The 25,175-nt window shown below is 45.9% G+C and carries 23 protein-coding genes; all 23 read right to left on the reverse strand.

Translation table 11 applies throughout. From position 1 onward, the window contains the following. Positions 1-4: 4 nt before the first annotated feature. Positions 5-826 carry a peptidoglycan editing factor PgeF gene (gene pgeF / locus WQ57_RS02840; RefSeq protein WP_046522215.1) on the reverse strand — a complete coding sequence of 274 codons (822 nt, stop codon included), beginning with the start codon at positions 824-826 and terminating at the stop codon, positions 5-7. A gap of 61 nt (positions 827-887) precedes the next feature. Next, positions 888-1,157, reverse strand: coding sequence for a YlmC/YmxH family sporulation protein (locus tag WQ57_RS02845; protein WP_046522216.1), 270 nt, complete (start codon positions 1,155-1,157; stop codon positions 888-890). A 137-nt stretch (positions 1,158-1,294) separates the two neighbouring features. Then, on the reverse strand, positions 1,295-2,074 hold the full coding sequence (gene sigG / locus WQ57_RS02850) for an RNA polymerase sporulation sigma factor SigG (RefSeq protein ID WP_046522217.1): 780 nt from the start codon (positions 2,072-2,074) through the stop codon (positions 1,295-1,297). Positions 2,075-2,226: 152 nt separating this feature from the next. Beyond that, positions 2,227-2,946, reverse strand: a complete 720-nt coding sequence (gene sigE / locus WQ57_RS02855) for an RNA polymerase sporulation sigma factor SigE (protein ID WP_046522218.1) — start codon at positions 2,944-2,946, stop codon at positions 2,227-2,229. Positions 2,947-2,990: 44 nt separating this feature from the next. After that, positions 2,991-3,926 (reverse strand): sigma-E processing peptidase SpoIIGA, encoded by a 936-nt coding sequence (gene spoIIGA, locus WQ57_RS02860; protein WP_046522219.1) that lies wholly within the window; start codon positions 3,924-3,926, stop codon positions 2,991-2,993. Positions 3,927-4,130: 204 nt separating this feature from the next. After that, a complete protein-coding gene (gene ftsZ / locus WQ57_RS02865; RefSeq protein WP_046522220.1) occupies positions 4,131-5,276 on the reverse strand; it encodes a cell division protein FtsZ in 1,146 nt (381 codons plus the stop codon). A gap of 37 nt (positions 5,277-5,313) precedes the next feature. Continuing rightward, positions 5,314-6,597 (reverse strand): cell division protein FtsA, encoded by a 1,284-nt coding sequence (gene ftsA / locus WQ57_RS02870; protein WP_046522221.1) that lies wholly within the window; start codon positions 6,595-6,597, stop codon positions 5,314-5,316. 95 nt (positions 6,598-6,692) lie between these two features. Next, entirely contained in the window at positions 6,693-7,064 is a 372-nt protein-coding gene (locus tag WQ57_RS02875) for a small basic family protein (protein ID WP_046522222.1), read from the reverse strand. Further along, positions 7,064-7,795, reverse strand: coding sequence for a DUF881 domain-containing protein (locus WQ57_RS02880; RefSeq protein ID WP_046522223.1), 732 nt, complete (start codon positions 7,793-7,795; stop codon positions 7,064-7,066). Before WQ57_RS02880 ends, WQ57_RS02875 begins: the two co-directional genes overlap by 1 nt. A 41-nt stretch (positions 7,796-7,836) precedes the next feature. Further along, positions 7,837-8,571: a DUF881 domain-containing protein gene (locus WQ57_RS02885; RefSeq protein ID WP_046522224.1), complete on the reverse strand. Its 735-nt coding sequence runs from the start codon at positions 8,569-8,571 to the stop codon at positions 7,837-7,839. Continuing rightward, the gene (locus tag WQ57_RS02890; protein ID WP_046522225.1) at positions 8,525-9,307 is read right to left on the reverse strand and encodes a cell division protein FtsQ/DivIB; all 783 of its coding nucleotides are present in this window, start codon (positions 9,305-9,307) and stop codon (positions 8,525-8,527) included. Before WQ57_RS02890 ends, WQ57_RS02885 begins: the two co-directional genes overlap by 47 nt. A 186-nt stretch (positions 9,308-9,493) precedes the next feature. Then, positions 9,494-10,402: a UDP-N-acetylmuramate dehydrogenase gene (murB, locus tag WQ57_RS02895; RefSeq protein WP_046522226.1), complete on the reverse strand. Its 909-nt coding sequence runs from the start codon at positions 10,400-10,402 to the stop codon at positions 9,494-9,496. A 62-nt stretch (positions 10,403-10,464) separates the two neighbouring features. Then, positions 10,465-11,556: an undecaprenyldiphospho-muramoylpentapeptide beta-N-acetylglucosaminyltransferase gene (gene murG, locus WQ57_RS02900; RefSeq protein WP_046522227.1), complete on the reverse strand. Its 1,092-nt coding sequence runs from the start codon at positions 11,554-11,556 to the stop codon at positions 10,465-10,467. 216 nt (positions 11,557-11,772) lie between these two features. Then, a complete protein-coding gene (spoVE, locus tag WQ57_RS02905) occupies positions 11,773-12,876 on the reverse strand; it encodes a stage V sporulation protein E (protein WP_046522228.1) in 1,104 nt (367 codons plus the stop codon). Between the two features lie 91 nt (positions 12,877-12,967). Then, on the reverse strand, positions 12,968-14,320 hold the full coding sequence (gene murD, locus WQ57_RS02910; RefSeq protein WP_046522229.1) for a UDP-N-acetylmuramoyl-L-alanine--D-glutamate ligase: 1,353 nt from the start codon (positions 14,318-14,320) through the stop codon (positions 12,968-12,970). After that, positions 14,321-15,295, reverse strand: coding sequence for a phospho-N-acetylmuramoyl-pentapeptide-transferase (gene mraY / locus WQ57_RS02915; RefSeq protein ID WP_046522230.1), 975 nt, complete (start codon positions 15,293-15,295; stop codon positions 14,321-14,323). Positions 15,296-15,418: 123 nt separating this feature from the next. Beyond that, entirely contained in the window at positions 15,419-16,888 is a 1,470-nt protein-coding gene (locus tag WQ57_RS02920; protein ID WP_046522231.1) for a UDP-N-acetylmuramoyl-L-alanyl-D-glutamate--2,6-diaminopimelate ligase, read from the reverse strand. A 256-nt stretch (positions 16,889-17,144) separates the two neighbouring features. Next, a complete protein-coding gene (locus WQ57_RS02925) occupies positions 17,145-19,067 on the reverse strand; it encodes a stage V sporulation protein D (RefSeq protein WP_046522232.1) in 1,923 nt (640 codons plus the stop codon). 176 nt (positions 19,068-19,243) lie between these two features. After that, entirely contained in the window at positions 19,244-21,481 is a 2,238-nt protein-coding gene (locus WQ57_RS02930; protein WP_046522233.1) for a penicillin-binding protein, read from the reverse strand. After that, entirely contained in the window at positions 21,478-21,843 is a 366-nt protein-coding gene (gene ftsL, locus WQ57_RS02935; protein ID WP_046522234.1) for a cell division protein FtsL, read from the reverse strand. Before ftsL ends, WQ57_RS02930 begins: the two co-directional genes overlap by 4 nt. A gap of 50 nt (positions 21,844-21,893) precedes the next feature. After that, positions 21,894-22,826 (reverse strand): 16S rRNA (cytosine(1402)-N(4))-methyltransferase RsmH, encoded by a 933-nt coding sequence (rsmH, locus tag WQ57_RS02940; RefSeq protein ID WP_046522235.1) that lies wholly within the window; start codon positions 22,824-22,826, stop codon positions 21,894-21,896. A gap of 57 nt (positions 22,827-22,883) precedes the next feature. Next, positions 22,884-23,315, reverse strand: a complete 432-nt coding sequence (gene mraZ / locus WQ57_RS02945) for a division/cell wall cluster transcriptional repressor MraZ (RefSeq protein ID WP_046522236.1) — start codon at positions 23,313-23,315, stop codon at positions 22,884-22,886. A gap of 146 nt (positions 23,316-23,461) precedes the next feature. Then, on the reverse strand, positions 23,462-25,093 hold the full coding sequence (gene bshC / locus WQ57_RS02950; RefSeq protein ID WP_046522237.1) for a bacillithiol biosynthesis cysteine-adding enzyme BshC: 1,632 nt from the start codon (positions 25,091-25,093) through the stop codon (positions 23,462-23,464). Positions 25,094-25,175: the final 82 nt, after the last annotated feature.

Consider the following 25,175-nt stretch of genomic DNA (forward strand, 5'->3'; position numbering starts at 1 on the left):
ACGGTTAATAATCCTCCTTCCAGCCTAAAAAAGCAATCATGCGTCCTGTAGTCCCATTGTCCCGGCGGTGGGAATAAAAGTATTCACTGTCGCAGCTGGTACAATAATCGGTTGCCTGAATATTCTCTTCCCTGAGGCCGGAGTCCATCAGGATTTGTTTATTAAGCATCTTCAAATCGAGGGAATATTGACCCTCACTAATTTGATTATATGGCTTTTGTTCGACACCTTCTAGTATTTTTTCTACAAATGCAATGACCCTGTTGTCTACAATATAACATTTTTCGCATATTGATGGCCCAATGACCGCTAAAATATCTTCCGGATTGCTGCCATCCTGTTCGAAGTTGGAGACCATTTCCTTGCCAATGCCGCCGACGGTCCCTTTCCAGCCGGCATGAGCCAACCCGATAAAGCCGGTGTTCGGGTCAAGAAAATAGAGAGGGACACAATCGGCAAAGCATAGCGTCAGCAATACTCCCTTCTCATCTGTATAAAAACCGTCTGTCTGGCGAAAGGAAGCATCATAGCGATCTGCCCCTTTCCCACGATGCCCGCCTTTTACGCGTTGTATATGGGTTTCATGTGTTTGTTCCGCCCCTACCCAGCTATCAAGTGAAAAACCGATCTTTTGTGCCAGTATGCTCCGGTTTTGGCATACAGAATGTTCATCATCGCCAACATGAAAGCCAAAATTCAATCCGGCATAATGACCAGTGCTCACCCCGCCAGTTTTGGTTGAGAATCCGGCAACCAAAGCTGGCTGGTGATCCATCCAGGATTTCAGAGCAAAAGACTCATTGTGATTCATAATGAATGGTTCCATTTTACCCTCGCAATATTTTTCTTTAGTGTAGCATATATGGCGATAATCGCAACTGTAAGCGTTATTCCCCGTCTTTTATTTCCCTTGCTTCCCCATATTCCCTATAACGGACAAGGATTACATCTTCGCCGATTTTCAGGATATTCTGCCACGGAATCACAACCTCCGCATCCTTTCCGAAGATTCCAAGGACCTTGCCAGCCCCTCCGATGATTACCGCTTCTATCTTCCCTGTAGTCAAGTTGATTTCAATATCTTCAACATTTCCTAATCGTTTTCCATCAGAAACATTCACTACATCCTTTATCTGAAAATCCGAGACTTTAAGCATTTTATCTTCCTCCCCGTATCAATTATTACACTATATGTCTCGAGTCCATCCTTTCATGACTAGCTTCTTTTCAAGGTGGCCGGCAAAGCTTTCTGCATTAAAAATGGCTGCCTTATGGCAGCCAGATAAAGTTCCATTCAGTTTTGAATGTTTTTGTTCATTTGTTTAATTGCGGCTTTTTCCAGCCTTGAAACTTGTGCCTGGGAAATCCCAATTTCCTCTGCCACTTCCATTTGTGTCTTGCCCTGGAAGAAACGCTTGCGTAAAATCAGCTTCTCCCTTTCATTAAGCCTTCGCATGCCTTCTTTAAGTGCGATTTCCTCAATCCAGTTGGAGTCTTTGTTCCGTTCATCACTAAGCTGGTCCATTACATAAATTGGGTCGCCGCCATCGTTATAGATTGGTTCAAACAACGAAACTGGATCCTGGATGGCATCAAGGGCAAAAACAATTTCCTCATGGGGTACTTCGAGAACCTTGGCGATTTCTTCAGCAGTTGGTTCCCTTGAAACCTGGCTCATCAGCTTTTCACGGACCTGCAGGGCCTTGTATGCGATATCCCTGAGAGAGCGGGAAACGCGGATTGGATTATTGTCCCTGAGGTACCTTCTGATTTCCCCGATAATCATTGGAACGGCATAAGTTGAAAATTTTACATTCTGGCTTAAATCGAAATTATCTATGGATTTCATAAGTCCTATACAGCCCACCTGGAATAGATCGTCTACAAATTCTCCACGGTTGTTAAAGCGCTGTATGACACTCAACACTAGCCGCAGGTTTCCATTTACAAGTTTCTCCCTTGCTGTTAAATCACCATTTTGCATTTGTTTGAAAAGCTGTCTCATTTCTTCGTTTTTCAAAACTGGCAACTTTGAAGTATCCACACCGCAAATTTCTACTTTGTTTCGAGTCAATCATTTTCCCTCCTTGCAGGAGCTGCTGTACAAAAATCAGTATCTCCGCAGGAAGGAAAAATATGCACACCGTAATTGGGCAACCCACCCAAAAAAGGTAGACATATCCTCAGAAACCTGTACCATTATTGATTTATTTCACTGAAAAAATTTTACACCATTTTGTTAAATTCCTTCCTAAGCCGTTTAATGATTCGTTTTTCAAGTCTCGAAATATAGGACTGGGATATACCCAGCATATCGGCAACATCCTTTTGTGTCTTCTCTTCTCCGCTCCCGAGTCCGAAGCGAAGTTCCATGATTTGCTTCTCCCGGTCTGACAGCTGCTGCAACGCCTTTATCAGCAGCTTTTTATCAATATTGGATTCCAGGTCCTTTGTGATAATATCCTCCTCGGTGCCAAGCACATCCGATAACAGCAGTTCATTTCCATCCCAGTCAATATTCAGCGGCTCATCAAATGAAACTTCAGAACGGATTTTATTATTTCTTCTCAAATACATGAGTATTTCGTTTTCAATACAACGAGAGGCGTATGTAGCAAGCTTGATTTTCTTCTCGGGATTGAATGTATTGACTGCTTTAATCAATCCAATTGTCCCTATAGAAATCAAGTCCTCTATATTAATTCCGGTGTTTTCAAATTTGCGGGCTATATAAACAACAAGGCGGAGATTTCGTTCAATCAGGATGCTCCTGGCCGCTTTGTCTCCCTTCGGCAGCTTCTTCAATAACAGTTCTTCTTCTTCCTTGTTCAAAGGAGGAGGCAACGCTTCACTTCCGCCGATATAATAAATTTCATCTGTCTTGATCCCTAGCTTGATCAACAATTTATACCAGTAATAGGATAAGCGGAGCCGTAAACTTTTCATGATTTGTCCTCCTTCTAAATTATGTTTTTGTGAGTATAGTATTATTAACTCACCTTCACATCTGCTGCTTGTGAAGCCGTTCCGGTAAGCATTTTTGGATGTATGATGCATTGGAAAGCGCCGTCGGCAGAAAGCTGCTGAGTCGTGAAGCTGACCAGTGCCTTATCCACAGAATAAATTTTTCCATCGCTTTCAATCTCAAGGATGTCGGGCTTCATTGCGATAATTAATTGATGCTCTTGTCCGACAACCCGGCATGGGATAATTTTCATTTTGTGTTCAAATTCTGTGGGGAATTCTCCTTCTCCCATAATGATTCCTTCGGGGTTTTCGGCCATATCCTTAACAGTTTCCGGTACTTCATTGAGAATCGATGCGACAGAAACGAACATGACCGGCATCCTTGAGATTGGATCATACAGCTGGTTCCCGCTGTCCACAAGGCCTTTAAGCTGCAACTCCATCCCGCAGCAGCACAGCCTCACACCAGCAAGCTGGTCGAATTGGATCTTTGCCATCTCCATGTGGCCAATGCCTTGCTTTGAAAAATGCCAGGCAAGCGGAAATCCAATCAGCACAAACAGCCAGCTGACCGGGTCTCCAAATCCCTTTACATTGGCTATCGCTACGGATGACGTCAAATCGAGGTCGTATGAAATAAAAAAGTGAACGCCCATCAACGCTCCGCCAATCAAAAAAGTCACAAGATAGAATGCCATCAGTCCTTTTAAAAAAAAGCTCAGCCGTTTGAAACCAAAAACGGCCAGTACCATCATGATGGAAAATCCCAGTTTAACGACAGGATGTCCCGCATAGGAAAAAGGTGTAACAGCCAGGAGTATTAACAGCGAGCCGATCAGCCCGCCAGCAAAGATCCGCCATAATTTAACGCTCCGTTTAAGCATAATGGCCGTCAGATACAGAAGGAGCGCGTCAAAAAGCAAGTTCAACCCCCAAATCACATCCAGATAGACAGTCAAGTCACTCCCTCCCAAAAGCACCTTCCGCTTTTCTCTGTTAGGTCAAAGTATAGCGCACTTCGATTTAGGAAGTGTGTCACTTTCTGTATACAAAACATCGGAACTTTTCACTTTTCTATTCGGAATTTGTCATATTTTCACTTTCAAAAAATTGAATAAGCATAAAAAAAAGCACGGCATTATGCCGTACTTTTTTATGATTTCTTATCTTCTTCTATTCCGATTGCGCAGGAATGTTGGAATATCAAGGGTGTCTTCCACTTGCTGCTGGTTATTATTCCTTACAGGTTCCTGCTGCGGCTGCGTTTCCTCACGCTTTGGCTCACGCTTGACAGAATTCATGCCTGGTTTTGGCTGGCTGCCAAATACCGGCCTGGATGGCTTTGTCTGCGCAGGAATATCGTTGAAACCTGTCGCAATGACAGTCACGACAATCTCGTCTTTGAGGTTGTCATTGATGACGGAACCGAATATCATGTTCACTTCCTGGTCGGATGCGGAGGCAACGATATCGGCCGCTTCCTGCACCTCATAAAGGCTCAGGTTGCTTCCGCCCGTGATATTCATCAATACCCCCTGGGCGCCGTCAATGGAGGTTTCGAGCAATGGGGAGGAAATGGCTTTCTTAGCCGCTTCGGCTGCACGATTTTCGCCTGCTGCAACCCCAATACCCATCAAGGCAGATCCTTTATTGGACATAATGGTCTTCACATCGGCAAAGTCAAGGTTAATTAACCCTGGAACAGCAATCAAGTCGGAAATGCCCTGTACACCCTGTCGCAAAACATTATCCGCTTCACGGAAGGCTTCAAGCATCGGCGTGCTCTTGTCGACAATTTCGAGCAGCCTGTCATTCGGGATGACAATCAATGTATCGACTGCCTCTTTCATGGAACCGATTCCTCCGGCTGCCTGTGTTGCCCTCTTCCTGCCTTCAAATGTAAACGGGCGTGTCACGACACCAACTGTCAAGGCGCCCAAATCCCTTGCAATTTGCGCAATTACCGGTGCAGCACCTGTACCAGTACCACCGCCCATTCCAGCTGTAACGAAGACCATGTCTGCACCCTTAAGGGCTTCTTCAATCTGCTCTTTGCTTTCTTCAGCTGCTTTCTTGCCTACTTCCGGATTTGCACCTGCACCAAGTCCGCGGGTAAGTTTGCCGCCGATTTGCATTTTGATCTCAGCTTTTGAAAGATTCAAGGCCTGGGCATCTGTATTGACCGCAATGAATTCCACACCTTGAACACCGTGTTCAATCATTCGGTTAACTGCGTTATTGCCGCCGCCGCCAACACCGATTACTTTTATAGTAGCAAGTGAATCTAAATTAGTATCAAACTCCAACATGACAAATCCTCCTAATTCGTCGAATTCCGGTCATTGGTTACTCAAAAAAGTAGCCAAGAAACTTCTTTACTCTCGATGGTCCTTTTTCCTCCGGCTGTTTTTCCGGCTTCGCTTTTGGATGCGGCTGTTTTTGAACACGTTTTTCCTTGTATTCCTGCTCTCCAACCGTCGTCTCCATTGCCCTGCCCTGCAATTTTGCATTTTTATAGGCAAATTTAATCAAGCCGACAGCGGTTGTAAATTGTGTTTCGCGAACACCAATGTAGTCAGGAACGGCCAGTCTGACCCTGCTCTGGAACATGTCCTGGGCAAGCTCAAGGACACCCTGCATACTGGCGACACCGCCAGTAAGGACAAAGCCTCCGGGCAAATCCCGTACCTTCATTTTCCTTAACTCATCCTGTACAAGTTCGAAGATCTCTTCTATCCGGGCTTCCACAATGTCTGCCACTTCAAGCTGGTTGAACTGCTGTTCCTGGTTGCTGCCAATGATGCCGACCGAGAATACTTCCTCCTCGGACGCATGGTCATAAAAGGCATGTCCATGCTTTGTTTTGATTCTTTCGGCATCCTCGGTTGAAGTCCGCAAGCCAATGGAAAGATCTTTGGTGATATGGTCTCCTCCAACCGGAATAAAGGCAGTGCCTGCAAGGTGGCCATTTGCAAACCAGGCAAGCGTAGTTGAACCGCCTCCCATATCTATGAGGGCAACGCCCATATTTTTTTCATCTTTTGACAGGGCAAATGAACCTGCCGCAAGAGGCTGAAGAACAATGTCCAGTACCTCCAGGCCGGCCCGCTCTACACAGCGAAGCGTATTATGTAAGATTGTTTTGGAGCCTGTTATGATGGTGCCTTCCATTTCCAGGCGGACACCGATCATCCCGCGGGGATCATTGATTTCGTCCAGTCCGTCCACAATGAATTGTCTTGGGATCACGTCAATGATTTCACGTTCGGGCGGAATCGACATAACTTGCGCGGCATCGATGACCCTGGCTACGTCTTCATTGGTAATTTCCCGGTTTTCACTTGAAACGGCTACCACCCCGTGGCAAGGCTGCAGGGTTACATTATTTCCTGTCACCCCGACGATTACTCTGCGGATTTCCATCCCTATCATTCTCTCAGCTTGCTCTACTGCCTGTTTAATAGAATGAACGGTTTCATCTATGTCAACGATGGAGCCTTTCCTCAAGCCTTCAGACTTCACATTGCCAACACCAATTATATTCAGGGAATCATTGACCATTTCGCCAATGACCACTTTCACACTGGATGTACCGATGTCAAGACTGACATATATATCATTGCTGTTCATTCTGTGGCACCTCCTTTAACCTTTCCTTCTTTTCAATTCCTATTATTTCCCGATTAAGTACATTAACCTTATTCGTCACAACTAAATGATTCCCTTTAAAAAATATCATTTTTTTTCTCTTTTTCGCCGTTTGATGACCATTTGGCCAACAGGATTCGGCGAATCACGGCGATGTTTTGAAACAGCCTTACACCAAAGGCAAAAACTGCCGCTAAATACAAGTCTACACCAAGATGAACACCTAGAAAAGCTAAACTTGCAGCCAGCAAAATATTAAAAAAGAAACCTGAAACGAATACTTTTTCATCATAAATATTTTGCAGCTGTGCCCTGATTCCGCCAAACAGAGTATCCAGTGCGGCAAGTATTGCGATTGAAAGATAATTCGCATATTCCTCGGGTATCCTGATATCAGTCAGCAGACCAATGATCACTCCGATTACCAGCCCCATTAACGGAAGCCACATTATTCGCCGCCTCCCTTTCCTGACTCTGCAGGCTCCATATACCGGATTCTGATTGGGTCCTGATAAGCAGGGACCTCAATATCGTCTCCCGGCTTCTCAATTTCCACCTGCAGATTGTCGATGAAAAAGTCTTCAACAATAGTGGATCCCTGAATTCGGTTAAATAATTTTTCAGCTTCCTGCTGAGTGGCAGCAATCACTTTTATTTCCAGGGGAAACTTGTTTAAGGAATGTCCATCAATCTTGGTCATTCTGCTAATTTCCCTGATAACCGTTGTATTGATAACTCTTTGCCCATCAATAGAAACATGAAGGGCCCCGTTCAAATACAATTCATTTAAAAGACGTTTCAGCAAATAGGGTGACACATAGGTTGTAGTTTCTCCCTGGCCGAATTCATCTAGATATGGCCTGAGGACCAGGACAATGCCCGGTCCCGAAACAGCGGTAAGGCCTGCCTCCGCCTTCAGTTCGGATAGAGTGTCCCTAAGAACCTCCGCCCTGCTCTGCTGCCGTTCCGTTTCATATTTGACAAGCTTCTCCTCATTGGAACGGATCTCCTGGAGGAGCTGAGACTGAATTTTCTTCTCTTCCATCAAATCCTGCCGCAGCTCCCAGGTGTCGCGGGTATCCCGTACATTCGGTTCACTGACTGTCTGGAATTGAACGGCAACCATAAAACCAATGATAGTGGCCGTGATGGCAAAGTAGACATTTTTAGGGCTGCCCATCACACTCACCTAACCTTACTGAAATATATCATGCATTTCCCTTATTTTTTTGCGATAATCGGCTCCATGACGAGATCATTCACTGCCTGCAGGGAAAAGATGATTTGATCATTCACCAGCTGGTCCTTCACTCCCCCCGTGATATTCAGGGCCGAAACCAGGACTTCCGGGTCTCCGATCGCAGAAATCTCGAAGGGCGCGGGATGCTGGTTGCCATCCACTGTAATGACCGGACCGTCGCAGATGATATAGGAGTTATGGGTCAGGCGCTGTCCATTGATCGCCACGGCCGAAGCACCGGAAATATATAATTCATTAATCACCTTGAAGACATGGTGTTCATGGACAAGATAATTATTGATGTTATCCTCCATAGGATCATATTCTCCATCGGCTAGCGTCACTTTTACCCCTGGTCCTTTGACCTTCACCTTGCCCAGGTGCATCCGATATTTCTCTGCATCTTCAGCAAGGTTGAAATATACCTGCGCCTCATTGGCCAGATCCGCCTCAAACTCCCGGACCATTTCCTGCTTTTCGTGCAATTCCTGCTGCATGGTACGGTTCAATTCTTCCTGTTCAATCAGCTGGTTGCGCAAATTCAAATCCTGCTCCCACTGCCTGTCTGTAATCACCCGTCCGTCCTGGGCGGTTTCCGTGATCCGGTAGGAATAGGCAATCATGAATCCGAGGACAAGACTGACAAGCGCCAAAATGATGCGATTGGTTTTAACTCTCTTTTTCAATTTCAACTTCTTCAGCTTCCTCTGCTTCATACGCTTTAAAATAAGAGCCGACTTCAAGGTCTATAACGCCCTTGGTCAGCTTAAGCTGACTGACAATTGAAGGATAATGGATCATTTTATCACTAAAGCTTCTTAATGTCGCATTCACTTCATAGCCATCATTCATGAAAAGGTGAATTCTGTAAGCATCTGTCTCAGAAGGATTATAGTGGATTTCTGAAATGGTACTGAGGATTTCACCAGGCAGAGTTTCAAGTGAGGCAATCATTTCATCAAGGGCTTTTCCTTCTTTAAACCCAATCAGGATTGGAGCATTCACAGGCATCTCGTCCGCCAGCCCTTTTTCGAGAATCTTGCCGCTCTCGAGAACAGCATGGAAATCACTGCCTTCTGAAAGGTAGGCCAGCTTTTCATGTTCGATAAGCTTGATTGTCACCGTATTTGGAAGGCGTACCGATATATCCGCCTTGTCCACCTCCGGCAGTTTTTCGAGCACCTGCTGGGCCTTTTCGCTATCCATCTTCCAGATATTATCCTGGGTTGTGATTCCGCTATGCCTTTCGATTTCTTCCTCTGTATAGGATTCATTCCCGCTGACTGTTATGTTCTTCACCTTGCTTAACGGTGATTGAAAATAGATAATGAATAAAATCATGGTAAAGAAGAGAATCAGCACCATTACCAGGCGCCTGTTTGCCTTTTTTCTTCTCTGCTCCTTCAGTTTTGGTATCCTGTCTTCAATCGAAACAATTTTTGTTTTATCCATTTTCAATCACCTCTTTTCCGCCAGGGCATCAATTGGATCATTCGTTCCGTTTGGCAGCGGCCGTCTCTCAGGCAAGTTGAAAACAACGGCATATTTTCATGCCGTTATTAAGGCCAGGAGCGTTGCTGCTTGATAATCTGATGAACTATTATACCACATTTTTGCCAATTAGCAGCTAATTTCCTGTTATTTTCGACCCATAATTTCTACTTCGGTTTCCATCCGGACACCGTATTGATCAAGGATGGTAGCCTTCACATGCTCAATCAGGGCAAGAACATCCTCCGCAGTCGCATTGCCAGTATTAACAATGAAATTTCCGTGCATCTCGGAGATTTGCGCTCCTCCGATAGAATGCCCCTTAAGACCTGCTTTTTCAATCAGTTGGCCTGCATATTCAGGAAGTGGATTTCTGAATATACTGCCCGCACACGGGGAATTCCAAGGCTGGGTTTCCTTGCGGTAATCCTTGTTTTTCTTGTTTTTCGCCATTATTTCGGCTTTGTCGCCCTCCTCAAGCTGGAAAACGGCTTCCACTACAATTCCAGGCCGCTTTTTTTGAAGCACGGAAGTCCGGTAGGAAAACTCCATTTCTTCATTTGTGAGCCACTCCATCGTTCCATCCTGGAAGAGAATAAAAGCCTTAATGAGTATTTTCGAAATATCGGACCCATGTGCACCAGCATTCATGTATACCGCTCCGCCTATGGATCCTGGTATTCCGCTGGCAAATTCAAGTCCTGACAGGCCTTTTCTGCTCATCGACATTGCCAGGGCCACGACCGATACCCCGCTGCCTGCCGTGAGGGTTGTTCCATCTACCTCCGCATGGTCGAGACCCGCTCCCAGCTTGATGACTACTCCCTCAATTCCATTGTCGGAAACCAGCAGGTTCGAGCCGCGGCCGATTGCGGTCCATTTCACACCTGCTTCCCTGATCACTTCCATTGTTTTTACAAGGTTCTCAACAGAAGAGGGTTCCACCAGCAAATCGGCAGGACCGCCAATTTTAATCGTCGTATGGCTGGCCAGTGGCTCCTGCTCAGCCACCATTCCAATTTTCATCTCTTGAAGCTTCCTTGCCAGTTCTTTCATCAAAATCTTCCTTTCCCGCTATCCCATTTATCCATTATTGTATGCACAATTGGCCTGCTGGGCTACTTTGCAAGTTCTTTCATCAGGCTGTACAGCCTTTCTGCTGCATCAGGCATTCCAAGTTGTTTGGCAGCCTGCTTCATTTGTGTCAATTTCTCCTGGTCCATTAATATGGAATCAATTTGGTCAACCAGCTTTGGACCAGTGAGTTCCCTTTCGGGCAGAAGCAATGCCGCTCCATGGCTGCTGAGCGCCAAAGCATTCTTTTCCTGGTGGTTATCCGTAACATAAGGACTTGGAATTAATATGCTTGGTATTCCAAGTGAGGTAAGTTCCGCAAGTGTTGTTGCACCTGCCCTGGCAACCGTCAAGTCGATGCCTGCAAGCACTTCAGGCATATTATGGATAAAAGGCTTAATAATTACATTTTCCGGGTTTCCAATAAGCTCCACTTCACTTTTGACTTCGTCGTAATGAACTTCGCCTGTTATGTAAAGGACTTGATAAGGCTTGCTCCCAAGCTCGGTCAAGGACTTCAGGACCGCCTCATTCAGAGGCTTTGCCCCCCTGCTTCCGCCAAAAATAAGGACTGCAGGCTGGTTGATTTTTAACCCGGCTGAAATTCTCCCCTTAACCCCATCCTGCCCGACTACCTCGGAAGCACGCGGATTTCCGGTTAAGACAACCTTATCCTTTGGAAAATAATTTTCTGCTTCTTTAAAGCAGATCCCTATCCTGTCGACATACCGGCTTAAAAATTTGTTGGTCAGGCCAGGTATGCTGTTCTGCTCATGGATAATGGTGGGAATCCCCAGCTTTGCCGCTGCATAGACAACAGGCCCGCATACATACCCGCCAGTTCCAATCACAATGTCCGCCTTAAATTCCCTGAGTATTTTTTTGCTGTCGCCGACCCCTTTAAGAAATCGCAAAACAGTCTTCACATTTTCAAAGCTAAGCTTTCTTCTGAAACCAGTGATATGAATCGACTGGAAAGCTATTCCTTCCCTTGGAACGATATTGCTTTCAAGCCCTCTTTCAGTTCCTATGTAAAGAAATTCAGCATTTTTATCTTTTTTTTGAATTTCCCTTATCAAGGCGAGGGCCGGATAAATATGACCTCCAGTGCCACCGCCGCTAACGACTATCCTCATTTTTCCACCTCATTAATGAGAGTATCTTTTATTACCATAAAGCACCCAGGATGCATTTTCAATCCTTGGAGAGAGCACCCCCCGGCTTTACCCCATTCTACTATATTCTAAACATCTTCCATTCATTTAAAAAGATTGTCATTGAAATGTAACATGGAATTAAAACAACAAAAAAGAAACCCTGCAAGGACAGGGTTGTGATATACGCTTTTGCTGCTAATACCTGGAGTACCTGCTTATATTAAGCAATACGCCTATTGCCATCAGCATTAGCGTGAGCGAAGAGCCTCCGTAGCTCAGAAATGGCAGTGTGATGCCGGTGACCGGCATCAGTCCGGTTACCACGCCTATATTGATCATTACCTGGATGGCAACCATTCCGATAATCCCTGCTGCCAATAGGCTTCCGTATAAATCGGGGGCTCCCAGGGCAATCCTGATTCCTCTCCAGAGGAGGAGAGAAAAGAGCAGCAGGACGAAACTGCCGCCAATGAAGCCAAGTTCCTCGGCTAAAATGGCAAAAATAAAATCCGTTTGCGGTTCAGGCAGATAAAAGAATTTTTGCCGGCTCTCTCCCAGACCCAGGCCGAACAGGCCGCCCGGACCAATCGCATACAGCGACTGGATCATTTGAAAACCGCTTCCCAGGGGATCTTCCCATGGGTCGAGGAACGAGGTGATCCTTTTCATCCTGTACGGCGCGGAGGCGACCAGCCCGACGAATCCGGCCACCCCAAGAAGACCAAGGTACGCAAAGTGGCTGATCTTTGCGCCAGCAATAAAAATCATCACTACGCATGTCCCGACCATGACAGTCCCTGTTCCAAGATCTGGCTGCAGCATAATCATCGCAAAAGCGGTAAAGACAATCGACAACGAAGGCAGCAAACCTGTTTTGAAAGAGGTGATCTGCTTTTGGTTTTCCGACAGGAACTTTGCCAGAAACGCAATCATTGCCAGTTTCATAAATTCCGAAGGCTGAACGGAAAACGCACCAACCCCGATCCAGCTCCTTGATCCGTTCCGCACGTTGCCAACACCAGGAATAAGCACAAACACCAGCAAAACAAAACAGATGATCAGCAATACCTTGGCCCATGTCCTCCAAGTCCAATAATCGACATTCATGATGAAGAACATGGCAATGATTCCTACAGCGGCAAACAGCAATTGCCGCTTTGCAAAGAAGAAGGAATCATCAAATTTATATTCTGCCCAGATTGCACTGGCACTGTAAACCATCGTCAGCCCAACGGCAAGCAGTGTAAGAGTGACAATTAAGAGAATGAAGTCAGGAGTTGTTTTTTTGGTTGTTGGCAACGGACACACCTCGGCAGTTTAGATTAGGGCCTCTCTTGATGCCTGCCAATCTACCCGGTAAGTGCGTTCTTGGCGCATTCAAAGACAAGCCCTACTTAAGCTTATGCACCGCTTCGATGAACATGTCACCCCGCACCTCAAAAGTTTTATATTGATCCCAACTTGCGCAAGCAGGGGAAAGGAGAATGACATCGCCAGCATCAGAATGTCTGAACGCCTCCGGAACGGCTTTTTCAACATTATCGACGCGGACGATTGTTTTTATTCCTGCTGCTTCCCCAGCCTGTTCAATCTTTGCTGCCGTCTGTCCAAATGTGATGAGAGCCTTGACACTGCCCAGGGAAGGAATCAGTTCCTCAAACCCATTCCCCCTGTCAAGTCCTCCCGCAAGCAGCACGACTGGACTGGCAAAAGCAGAAAGAGCCTTTTGCGTGGCGAGTATGTTAGTTGCCTTTGAATCATTATAAAATCTGCGGCCTTCTATTTCACTGACAAATTGCAGCCTGTGACGTACTCCTGTGAAAGTCCGCAATACTTCAGCAATTGCTTCCTTGTCAGCTCCTGTGAGACGGGCTGCAGCAACTGCCGAAAGGATGTTTTCAAGATTATGTTTTCCAGGCAGCGCAATGTCCTCAACATGGATGATTTTCTCCCCTGCAAATGTAACCCAGCCATCCTTCACACTAGCTCCGCCGGAAAGCTCCTTTGATACAGAGAAAGGAATGATTTGCGCCTGTGAACGTTCCGCCAAAGCCATGACTCTCTCCTGGTCGGCATTGACGATCAGGTAATCACTTTTATCCTGATTTTCAGTAATCCTTGCCTTGGCTTCATGGTACTCTCCCAAACTTCCATGGTAATCAAGGTGGGCCTCATATAGGTTGGTAATCACAGCAATCTTTGGTTTGAACTCGTCTACCCCCATCAATTGGAATGAGGATAATTCAATGACAATGTTGTTTTCCAGTCCAGCATTCTGGGCCACATCCGATGCTACTGTTCCAATGTTTCCGGCAATCAGCGGTTTTTTGCGCCCTTTCTCAAGCATTTCAAAAATCAGTGTAGTGGTGGTTGTTTTCCCGTTTGTACCAGTTATCGCAACAAACGGGGCCTCTGATACTTGATAGGCAAGCTCCACTTCTGTAATGATGGGAATCTGCTTGGCTAATGCCGCCTGGATCATCGGATTATGATAAGGGATTCCCGGATTTTTCACGACAAGTTCAAACCCTTCATCCATTAGTTCGACTGGATGGCTCCCGCAAATCACCTTGATTCCCTGCTCAAGCAAGCCTTGAGCCTCCGGATTTTCGGAAAGGGGCTTTTTGTCATTCACAGTAACAAATGCTCCCAGGCTGTTCAGCAAAGATGCCGCGCTTACACCGCTCTTGGCAAGGCCAAGAACCAGGACTTTTTTATATTTGTATTTATCTGCATGTTTCACCTAAATCCACACCTCAATATATATTCCGATAATCGCGCACAGCAGCCCAACCGTCCAGAATGTGACAACAACACGCCATTCTGACCAGCCAATCAGTTCGTAATGGTGATGGAGTGGGCTCATGCGGAAAATGCGTTTTCCTGTCGTCTTAAATGAAATCACCTGAAGAATGACTGACAAAGTTTCAATGACGAAAATTCCGCCAATGATCAGCAACAGCACTTCCAGCTTTGCCAGGATAGCGACCGTCGCAATCGCCCCTCCGAGCGCGAGTGAACCGGTGTCACCCATAAATACCTTCGCCGGGTGGGCATTGAATACCAAAAAGCCCAATACTGCCCCTGCAACTGCCACGGCAAAAATGGCCAATTCAAATTGGGACTGGCTCCAGGCAAGCACTGCAAAGGCGCCAAACGCTATAGCCGCCGTACCGGACACAAGTCCATCCAAACCGTCTGTGAGGTTTACGGCATTTGAAAAGCCTACCAGCCAAAAGATAATGAAAAACACATAACCCCAACCAAGGTCAACTGAAAGGTCCGTCAATGGAATGCTGATTACAGTTGAAAAATCACTTTGCCTAAAAATGATATAAAAAATGACGGATATAACAATCTGTCCAAGAAGCTTCTGTTTTGATGTCAGGCCCAGGTTCCTTTTCATGACCACCTTAATGAAGTCATCCAGGAAACCGAGCAGCCCGAAGCCAAGGGTAACCAACAATAACAAATAGGTTTCGACCGATGCGGTTGAAAACTTTTCCGTCATGACCAAAGTCGTTACAGTGATGGACAGAAGAATCATAATGCCGCCCATTGTCGGCGTCCCTGTCTTTTTCTGGTGGGATTTTGGTCCTTCCTCACGTATGCTCTGCCCGAATTTCAGCCTTCTCAGGAAAGGGATAAAGATTGGGGAAAGAAGTACGGTAATAAGAAAACCAAGAAGAATGGTGAATATGATCACTTCCTCCAGCATGCTAATTCCCCCTCCCCTTTAAACGGCAGACCTGGCCCTCATGGTCATGGCAGCGTATTTTTCTTAAAAAACGAATTAAAGGCATAAAGATGCCTGTTTGCAAATGAATGTCCATTCTCTATTCTATTGTTCCTTTCTTTTCTTTATGGCTTTTAGCGCAATTTCTCTGTCATCAAACTCGAAAGTTTGATCGCCGATTTGCTGATACGTTTCATGACCCTTGCCGGCAATCAGAATCACATCGCCTTCTTTGGCTTTTTCCACAGCATGGATGATGGCTTCCTCGCGGTCGGTAATCTTTACATACGGCTGCCCCTTGACTCCTTCTTCCATGTCCCTGAGAATCTGTTCCGGGTCCTCGCTGCGTGGGTTGTCTGAGGTAAAGATGGCATTAGTGGCAAATTGGCAAGCGATCTTGGCCATCAGCGGCCGCTTCGTCCGGTCCCTGTCACCACCGCATCCTACCACCACAAATATCCTTTTTTCTGCAAACTGTTTGACTGTCTTAAGGACATTTTCCAGACTGTCGGGAGTATGGGCATAATCCACAATAACAGAAAAATCCTGCCCCCCGTCCACTGGTTCAAAACGGCCGGCAACTCCCTTAACAGACTGAAGTGAATCAAGGATGCCCTCAAGAGGCAAACCGGAAGCCAGGCCAGCTCCGATTGCCGCCAGGGCATTGTAGATGCTGAATTTTCCAATCAGCTGGATGCTGACTTCGTTTGCTCCAAACGGACTGACCAACTCGAATGAAGTTCCCCCGGATGTCATCTGGATGTTCCTGGCCTGAAGGTCGGCATAGTTGTCAATGCCATACGTTAATATATGCGCAGCCGTTATTTTTTTATATTCCTCACTGGCTTCATCATCACTATTCAACACAGCAAACTTGGGCTTCTGGTGATTGAAGGCATTGCCAAGCTGGGAAAACAAAAGTCCCTTGGCCTTTCTGTACTCATCCATCGTTTTATGGTAATCAAGATGGTCTTGCGTTAAATTGGTAAAGACGGCTACATCATAGTCTGTACCATGAACCCTTCCATGAACGAGTGCATGGGAAGAAACCTCCATCACGGTAGTCTTCACCTTTTCATCAACCATTTGCGCCAGCGTTTTCTGAAGCGTCAGGCTTTCTGGTGTTGTATTTTTCACCTCATATAAGCTGTCGCCAATTTTTGTGTACATCGTGCCAATCAGGCCGGTTTTTTGACCGGCATCAATAAAGATTTTCTCGATTAGATGGCTGGTTGTCGTCTTTCCATTCGTCCCGGTAATTCCAATCATATGAAGTCTTTGGCTTGGCTGGCCATAAAAAGCATCTGCAAGGACCGCCATGGACCGAATGGTATCTTTCACGACAATGACCGGAACATTCAAACTGAGCTCCCGCTCCGCCAAAACTGCGGCCGCTCCATTATCGACCGCTGAATGTGCAAAATCATGCCCATCCACGGTATAGCCTTTGATGCAAATGAACAGGCTGCCTTTTTTTACTTTCCTGTTATCATTTTCAATCGATGTTATCTCTGGGTTTTCCCCATTATAATCGACAAAGGGGTGCAAATTCCCAAGCAGTTGTTGCAATTTCATGTTAATCAATTCCTCTCCAAACAAACATGGCGTTTTTTATTTTACATGATTGAAGCCAAATAAGCCATTATTCTCAAGGAAAAGTACAGTATCGGGCCTTCTTTTTTTCTAAACTTTACGCAAAAATGGGCGGCGAATCGGGACCGGTCGCCGCCCTGAACACACGCAGTCATTTTTTCAGACGGTTGGTCAGTCATTCACCGTCTTTTCATCCGCATTAACTGACAGTAAAACCCTCACTGAATGCTGTTTCACCTTATTCTTCATCGGAGTCCATATACAGTCTGATGGTTGACCCTTCCTTCACCTTAATACCCGGTGAAGGAGACTGTTTAACCACCATTTTCCCTTCTCCGCTCACTTCTATCCTGAGATTGACCAGATGCTGCTGAATTTCTGTCCTTGTCATTCCCTTCAAGTCAGGAACCTCAACCATAGGAGTGTCAAGCCAGGTCATTTCTTTTTCGATTTGATTCTTTCTTGGTTGTACCTCCAGGGCATGGAGGCTGTCTTCCATAATATTGCCCACTATCGGTGCCGCAACGACTCCGCCGAATTGTACCGTCCCTTTTGGGTTATCCACGGCAATGTAAACAACTAGCTGCGGATCATCAGCTGGGGCAAACCCAATAAAGGAAACAATATGGTTGTTTTCAAGATATCTGCCATCCTTTGCTTTTTGGGCAGTACCTGTTTTTCCGCCAACCCGATAGGACTCGACAAACGCGCCTTTCCCCGACCCCTGGGCAACCACCGTCTCAAGTGCATGCCTGATTTCCTCGGATGTTTCTTCCGATATGACTCTTCTTTTTGCTTGAGGGGATTTTTGCATCACGATCTTCCCTGTAACAGGGTCAATCAGCTCTTTGGCAATATAGGGAGTATACAGGGTGCCCCCGTTCACTGCCGCCGATACGGCCGCAACCTGCTGAATCGGCGTTACCGAGACCCCCTGTCCAAAAGCAGTGGTTGCCTGCTCAACCGGGCCAACCCGATCAAGGTTGAACATGATTCCTTTCCCTTCCCCCTGAAGGTCAATGCCAGTTTTTTCACCGAAACCAAATTGTTTTATATATTTAAACAAGGTGTCTTTTCCCAGTCTGTCTCCCAGTTCTACAAACCCGGGATTGCAGGAGTTCTGAACCACTTCAAGGAAAGATTGCGATCCATGCCCTCCCCGTTTCCAGCAGCGAAGAGTCGCACCGCCAACTTTTACAGACCCGCTGTCATGAAAATGATCGTCATGGAGATCTACTTTGCCTTCTTCAATAGCAGCAGCAAGCGTAATAATCTTAAAAGTAGATCCTGGTTCATAAGCACTCCAAACAGGAAGATTCCGGTTGTATACTTCTGCTGGTACATTTTTGAAGTTGGCTGGGTCAAAGCTTGGCCTGCTGGACATCGCAAGGATTTCCCCATTGTTCGGGTTCATGGCTATGGCGATGATTCCATCCGGATCGTATTTAGCCTCCGCGATGTCAAGCTCCCTTTCAACAATGGTCTGAACCCTGCTGTCAATCGTCAACTTCAGGTCCAATCCATCAACCGGGGGCTGGTAGTCATCCGCCATATCACTCATCCGCTGGCCTTTAGCATTCGCATAGAACTGGACGGATCCCCTTTCGCCTTTGAGTTCTTTGTCATAATACAGTTCAAGTCCCATCAGCCCTTGATTGTCAATGCCGGCAAAACCTAGAACATGGGATAAATAATTGCCAAAAGGATAATGGCGCTTTGAATCCTCCCCGATATAAATGCCTTTTAAATTGAGGGCTCGAACTTCCTTAGCCTTTTCATGCGATATCTTCCTTGCTTCATTGAACCTTACAATCATTTCGGATTTGGTTATATACTGATGCACTTTCTCCTTGGACATATTAAGTACAGCAGCAAGCTTTTCCGATGTTGCCTCCGGGTCTTCAATTTGCCGTGGCACCGCCCATACTGTCGGCGCACTTATATTGGTTGCCAGCGCCACGCCATTCCGGTCGATAATCTCGCCGCGCTTTGGCTCAAACGGGATGTTCCTGCTCCAAGAGCTTTTCGCTCCATCCGTCAGCCAGTTTCCCAGCACAAATTGAACATATCCCAAGCGGATATCAATAATAAGAAATACAAGGATCCCGGCAACCAATACAAAAGCGAGCCTTTTCCTTACCGTCACATTGGACACGCGCATACTTCAAACAACCTCCTTATATTGCCTGGGGGTCAATCCCATTTGCCTGAACGAAAAAGACCCCGACTGCATCCGCAAAACACTGAGAGCAGCCTGTTCAAATATATGCTTGTACCAGCGACAATATAACACCAACAATGAACATGGATTTCCTGACAAAAAAAAGAAACAGAGGATCAGTCAAAGACATCCTCTGTTTCTTCATCACCGCTATTTTCACTTTCCCCTGTCTCTTCCTGCTGGTTTTCAGCCTCAGCCTTCTCTAGCGGGGCCATTAATTCTACAATCAGGTAATCGCCGTCTTTCACTGCGCTTCCCGGCTGGATGTTCTGCTTGGTTACATATCCGCTCCCCGCTTTATTCAGCTTCAAGCCTGCTACTTGGGCAAATTTCATGACATCCCTTAGCGACCAGTCTGTCATGTCGGGTGCAGTGACTTTACCTGTTGTTTTGAGAATGACTTTTTCTCCGCCAAGAATGACCGCCCCTTCTTTAGGAAGCTGCTTGGCAATTTTTTCTCCTTCACCGACAACAACAGGAGTAAGGCCTTTCTCCTTTAGTCTTGCAACAGCGTCATCTGAGGCCTTTCCTGTAACATCCGGAACCTCGCTTGAAACAATTTCTTCCTGGACTACTGGTTTTATATTCAAATATTGAAGGCTGCTCTTCATGACCGGATTGAAGATTTTTGACACTGGTACCGAGCCATTTGTACTTTCATCAAGCTCCGGCTGCTGGACCGCAACATAGACAATCAGCTCGGGGTCATCGGTTGGTGCCATCCCCAGGAAAGAGTAGAGGAAATTGCCATGGCCCCTCAGATATTTGCCGTCATTCCCAGGTATTTGGGCTGTACCCGTCTTGCCGGCAACATCATATCCCTCTATCTTGTAACTGCCTCCTGTTCCTTTCTCCGCGGTGATTGTGGTCTCAAGAATTTCACGGACCTTTTTGGCCGTTTTGGCAGAAATCGGTGTCCCGGCGATCTCCGGCTCCGGCTGCTCCACTACTTCATTTGAATTTGGATCCACAATCTTGTCAATGATTTGTGGTTTCATCATCTTCCCGTCATTTGCAACTGCTGTTGCGGCCTGGACAAGCTGCAAAGGCGTCATGGTGGTGCCTTGTCCAAATGAGGTCGTTATTTTTTCAATTGGCCACTCGTACAGGATTTTTCCGGTCTTTTCGTTTGGCAAATTGATTCCGGTGGGCTTATCTAGCCCGAATGCAGTGAGGTACTTCCTGAACGTTTCTGTTCCTATCTTTTCATTGACTAGCTTGGCCATAGCCACATTGGATGAACGCTGGATGCCCTCTAGATAGGTAATTTCCCCCCAGCCCCTGCCGGAATTATGATCGCCGATCGGCATGGATTTGGGTGTCACCTTGTACTGCCCTGATTTAAACTTTTCGCTTGGATTAAACTTGTTTTCCTCCACTGCAGCCGCCAGGGTAAAAATCTTCATGGTTGATCCTGGCTCAATGGACGTTTCAATCACTTCATTATGCCAATTCTGCTCGATTCCTTCTTTTGTTTTTGGATGGAATGTTGGCCGTTGCCCCATTGCCAGAATATCCCCTGTCTTTGGGTCAGCTACAACCGCGATGATTTTTTTCGGCTTGTATTCTTCATCCACACGATCCATTGCATCTTCAAGGAAGGTTTGAATTTTTTTGTCCAGCGTCAAATACAAATCGTTTCCATTATGTGCCGGCTTAATCTCTTTTTCGGAATTCGGAAGAAGGAATCCCCAAAAATCACTTTCCACCCTTACGGAACCATCGCTGCCAGTCAAGTAGTCCTCAAAAGCAGCTTCAATCCCAAGCTGGCCGACGCTTTCCGCTTTTCCATCTTCCTTTTCTTCCTTTTCGACATACCCTATAAGATGGGAAGAAAATATACCGTTAGGGTAGAATCGTTTGGAATCTTTAGTAAAGGTAATCCCTGGCAGTTTCTTTTTTTCAATTTCATTTTTCACTCCATGCGGGATATCCCTTCCCGCCTTTCCAAACTCAACCTGAAACACTCCCTCTTTTGTGAGGCGCTCATAAATGTCAGACTCGTTCATTTCTATATACTGGGCCAGGACTTTAGCCGTTTTTTCCGGGTTGTCCACATGCTTAGGCTGCTTGGGATTGCTGGTCATCTTTTCGTCCAAAATGGCAACCAGGGTATAGGAGTTGGTATCCTCGGCAATCACCTCGGCATTCCGATCGAAAATGGTTCCCCTCGTTGCCTCAATCAGAGTTTCCTTCGAGTATTTTTGCTGGGCCTTGGCCGCTAACGGCTGCCCCGCTACCTCACCGGTAACCTGTATGGATACAAATCGATAGATGACGATAAAAAAGAGCAGGCTGAATACGACAAATAATCCAGCTGCTCCAACATTCATATTTGGACGTTTCCTGTTCATTGCTCCCGCACAACCTTGACGTTATCTTCATTGAAGGTTAAGCCGAGTTTCTCTGCCTGCTGTTTGATCCGTTCGTAAGTGCTAAGTTCACTTATTTGTATTTCCAGGTCAGAATTGACTTTCTGCTGTTCCTGGATTGCATTTTCTACAAGCTGGATTTCTTTGTTCACATCGTAAATCGCTGCCTGTTTGGAGACCATAAAAGACCCGCCAATACAAACCATCACACCAAAAGCAAAGATCAGCACCCGCTCCCCAGGGGTGAGCGAATAATACTTTTTGGGAGCCTTTGGCTTATGCTTCGGAGTGCTGATTGGCTGCTGCTGTATTTCCTGTTGAATCTTTTTTGCAAGGTTGCTCATTCTTTTCCCTCCTGTTTTTTATTCCTGCCCTGAAGGTGACTAGTTCCAGGTTACAGTTTTTCAGCGATCCTTAGCTTAGCAGACCGTGCGCGGTTGTTCTCTTCCAACTCTTTTTCTGTAGGCAGAATCGGCTTTCTTGTAATCAATTTAACTTTCGGCTTAAACTCATCTGGTATAACTGGCAGGCCATGTGGCAGCGGCGGTGTTTCACTGGCCTTTTTAAAAGCCACTTTACAAATCCTGTCTTCCAGGGAATGGAAAGTAATGACAGAAATCCGTCCACCCTTGCCAAGCAGATCAATTGCTTGTTGCAGTGATTGTTCAAACACGCCCAATTCATCATTTACAGCAATCCTGATTGCCTGGAAAACCCGCTTTGCCGGGTGTCCTCCTTTACGGCGTGCAGGTGCAGGGATGGCATCCTTGATCAGCTCTACCAGCTCTGCAGTCGTAGCAATAGGCTTAACAGCACGTGCCGCCTCAATCTTGCGGGCAATTTGCTTTGAAAATTTCTCTTCCCCGTACTGAAAGAAGATTTTGACAAGCTTTTCGTATGGCCATTCGTTCACCACTTCATATGCCGAGACATCTGCATCCTGGTCCATTCTCATATCAAGCGGAGCATCATGGTGATAACTAAATCCTCGTTCCGGAGTATCAAGCTGGGGAGATGAGACCCCCAAATCATAAAGCACTCCATCCACCTGATTAACATCCAGGTCCTGGAGCTCTGTTTTCAAATGAAGAAAATTGCTTTTAATGATGGTCAGCCTGTCTCCAAACCTTTCCAATTTTTTCCGGGCATTCTCGATGGCTGTTTCATCCTGGTCGAACGCATACAGCCTACCTTTCTCTGAAAGCCTGGATAAAATGAGTTCGCTGTGGCCGGCACCACCGAGAGTACAATCCACGTATATACCATCCGGCTTGATATCAAGACCTGAAACGGCTTCTTCAAGCAATACTGTTGTATGTTTAAACATGTTATTCCCCTTTCCAATCGGGCAACCAGCAAATATTATATCGGAATAATGTTACCCTTAAATATCAAACCCAATCATATTTTCTGCAATTTCCGCAAAAGATTCCTCCGACTGGGCAAAATATTCTTCCCATATAGATTTGCTCCAAATTTCAATTCGATTGGAAACACCTAAAATCACACATTCTTTTTCAAGTTTGGCGTATTGCAGAAGCGTAGAGGGTATGTTGATTCTTCCTTGTTTGTCAATTTCACTCTCGGTAGCACCTGAGAAGAAAAAGCGGGTAAATGCGCGGGCATCTTTTTTAGTGAGAGGGAGTCCTTTAAGCTTGTCTTCAATGACAGCCCATTCAGACAGTGGGTAACCAAAAAGGCACTGGTCCAGTCCCCGGGTGATAACAAACGTTTCCCCAAGGTCATCGCGGAATTTGGCAGGGACGATTAAACGGCCCTTATTGTCAATACTATGATGGTACTCGCCCATGAACATGCCCACTACCCCCACTTTCTAAATTCAATGTACCACATTCCCCCACTTTCCACCACATATTTAATAATATTCTTTTCCGCCTCTTAAATTCCTTCCAGCAATCGATGTATTGTTATAGACAAAAAGAGACTCCATTCCCATGGAGTCTACATTTTTATTACTTTATGGCTGCCATCAAAGACCATTGGCAATAATAGGAGTTCCGAAAAAAAGTCCAGTCCGTATTGGTTTAAATAATAGAAAGGATTCCAAACACGCTCTTGTGGAGACCCTCCAGGCCTCAATGCATTCTCTACCCGTGCAAATTTGGCAAGGATATCGTCATGCTTGCGGCAAATCGATTCATCCACCTTTTTCTCCATATAGGTAATTTGCTTCAGGAGCAGGTCCTCATTCTTTTTCACGAGCGGAATAAGTCCCTTATCAAGCTGTCCGGCCTTATCATGGATCTTTCTGTACTGATCTATTAGCTGTTTTTTAGTTTCTGCAAACATTTCCTCCACTTCCCTGTCCCTGAGGGAATCGATGAAGGCTAATTCGTGCTTGCTGGTTCCAGCTTTCAGGACTTCCTCCAGCTTCAGGTTCAGCTGTGCGAGATCTCTTTCTACCGAACGGTCCAAAATAGTGATATTCAGCCTCGGGACGAGCGGAGGCATTTTCAGGCCAAAGTGGTCAAATACGAGTTTAAGCTCTGACCAATAGGCAATTTCCCCCGGGCCGCCTACAAAAGCAAGTGTCGGAAACAGCCATTCTTGCATGAGCGGCCTTGTTACCACATTATTGCTTAGTTTCTCTGGATGCTCGGAAGCAATTTCCTGGAGTTGATCAGGTGTGAAGGAGATTTCACCCTCTCTTCCGGTAAAACATTTGGCAGCACCATCAAAATGCAGCAGGACCCGCTCCCCGTTTTTATCATTATAGAAAAGATTGGCAGCATTGGGACTGATATCAATGGCCCGGCCAAAGCCCTTCTTCCCAATCTCCTCCTGCTGTGTGAGCACCGAACGGGTAATCACTTCATGCTCCCCGATTTGTTTGGCAAAGTGCTCCTTTTCCAGATTGCGAAGGCCATCATTTCCGGAATCAACAAGCAGCAGGCCATGTTCCTTGAACATCCCCAATATGGTCGATGCAAAAAAGTCGATAAAAGACTGGGATTCCTTTAGTGCATCTTCTGCAAATTCCCTCAGCCTATTGGTATGGCTGGTCTCCCCAAATGTTTCAATGATATCTTCAATCCAAGATAAACAAGTTTCCCTGTTGATTCTTTGAGTCGAAATCATATTCTTTCCGGAACTTTTTTCGGGATAGATCCGTTTTTCAGGCTTTTTGTTATTTAAAACATAGACATGGTTGATTTCCTGGAAATCATGGTCTTCCCCTGCAATCCAAAATAATGGCACAACCGGAATTCCAAGTTCCTTCTCCTTTTGTTCCGCAAGCTTGATCACAGATATCGCCTTATGTACTGAATACAGCGGGCCTGTCAGAAGTCCAGCCTGCTGGCCGCCAATGACCGCGACACAATCCTCCTGCTTCAGCTTGTCAAGATTTTCCCTGATTTTATCCGAGGAAGGATAGCGTGACATGAAGCTCTCAATATGGTCCGCCAATTCCTGCCTGTAAAATGTCCTGCCTGACAGCTCTTTCAAGCGCTCTTTATAATGTGAAGGTTCATTAAAGTTATAATGAAAAAAACCTAGTACTTCCTTGTTTCCGTTAAGATATCCCGTAGCAAACCGGTTCGTTGCCGGCAGTGAGAGATTCAGAATCTCCATTCAAAGTACTTCCTTTCTCGTAACATTTTCACTCTTGTTAGTATAGCATTGTTGGTTTTGAAAAGAAAAAAACTTTGTTTGA

The sequence above is a fragment of the Mesobacillus campisalis genome, assembly GCF_000986785.1.
GTDB lineage: Bacteria > Bacillota > Bacilli > Bacillales > Cytobacillaceae > Mesobacillus_B > Mesobacillus_B campisalis.